At 68.1% G+C, this 1,528-nt stretch carries 1 protein-coding gene; it reads right to left on the bottom strand.

The features are described from left to right. Positions 1-1,528: ADP-ribosyltransferase (locus ACFHWE_RS23500; protein ID WP_416604052.1), on the bottom strand; the 1,528-nt coding region annotated here is incomplete at both ends.

Raw genomic sequence — 1,528 nt, 5'->3', positions numbered from 1 at the left:
GTCTCCAACCGGTGGGGACGATTTCGGCTTGGACGGTCCAGGCCGGTGTCGCGGGGCCGTCGCCCGAACGGTGGTGGATGTCGTGGATGAGGAGGCTGGTGCCGCGGGGGAGCAGGACCGTGGTGCCGCCGGTGTGGAGGACCGGATGGTCCATCGGAACGCGGAGGATGAGTTCGACCGGGTGGTTCTCGGGGGCGGCGTTGTGCAGGGACGCCGAGAGGAAACCGGGTTCGGTGTGTACGGTGCCCACGAGCTGGTCGGGGTCGGTTCCAGGGTTCAGCCTGCGCAGGAAGTCGTCGCCGGCACCGGCGTGAGCGATGAACGAGAAGCGGCTGCCGGTACCGGTGAAGGCGGCGTCGAGGCGGTAGACGAGTGAGACGAGGGCTTCGCGCTGGTCCGGGGGGACACTGCGGCCGAGGAGTGCGCTGTCGATCAGGTCGCGGTAGGTTCCGGTGTAGTCGGCCACGGCCTGTCGGTGGCCGGGGTCGGCGGGTTCGGGCATGAGGGTGCGGGCCTTTTCCAGGGCCGTCTCGTGGTCCGGGCCGAGTCGTATGCCCTTCATGCCGTTGCCGGCGTTCTGCCAGTGCTCCGGGCCGGTGCGGGGGGCTGTGCGCAGCCAGCGGCGGAGGTCCTGGTTCCCGAGGTCGAGTTCCTGTCGGGGCTGGGTCTGGCTGGGGGGGAGGGCCTCGGCGTGGATGTGGACCTTCTGGTCGGGGCGTTCGACGACGCGTGTGATCAGGTACTGGAGACCACGCGGCTGGATGATCTCCCGCTGTTCGGGGAAGGCACCGTGATCGCCGACCCACAGGCCCCGGGAACCGGCGGGCAGTGTGAGGCGGAGCTGGAAGCGACGTCCGGTGATAGAGGACGCTGTGCCGAGGCTGGCGGACAGGTAGCCGGGTTCGGTCTGGACCGTCCCTTCGAGGCTGCGAACGGCCTCCCGGTCCAAGCCCTGCATGAAGTCGACCTCTTCCAGGGCCCGGTGGACCAGGATCGGCTCCGGGAGGGGGTGGTCCAGGGCCCGGTCGATGAGGTCGAGGCGCTGCTCGATGTCGTTGAGGGTGGGGAAGGTCCCGAACGAGTTGACCAGGAGTTCGGCGATATCTGGTTTCCTGATGAACCGCGCGAGTTCTCTGTCCGGGTCCTCTGACTCCATGATCCTCTGTACGAGGTCCCGCTGTTCCGGGGACAGGGTGTCGAGCCTGGCTGCGGCGTTGGCGATGTCGTCCAACGTCGGCTTGCTCGGATACGCCGGGCCCGCCAGTTCGTACAGGGGCCAGTTCTTGCCTCGGTTGAAGAGGAACAGCTCTCGTAGGTGCTCCAGCTTGGCCTGGATTCCTGCGGCGCGCAGTACTCCGTTGTACGGCACTGCACTATTGGTGTACGCGTGGACCGCTTCCTGCTGGTCTTGTGGCAGGTTCGTGAACCCGTGGGGGTGGCGGGGCGCGTCCAGGACCTGCTCGCCGTAGATCTCGCCGTCGCGGTCGCTGGTGAAGTAGCGGACACCGCGCGGATCGAGGGCGCCCGG

The sequence above is a fragment of the Nocardiopsis sp. LOL_012 genome (genome assembly GCF_048060475.1).
Taxonomy (GTDB): domain Bacteria; phylum Actinomycetota; class Actinomycetes; order Streptosporangiales; family Streptosporangiaceae; genus Nocardiopsis.
This window is presented reverse-complemented; position numbering and strand designations above follow the sequence as displayed.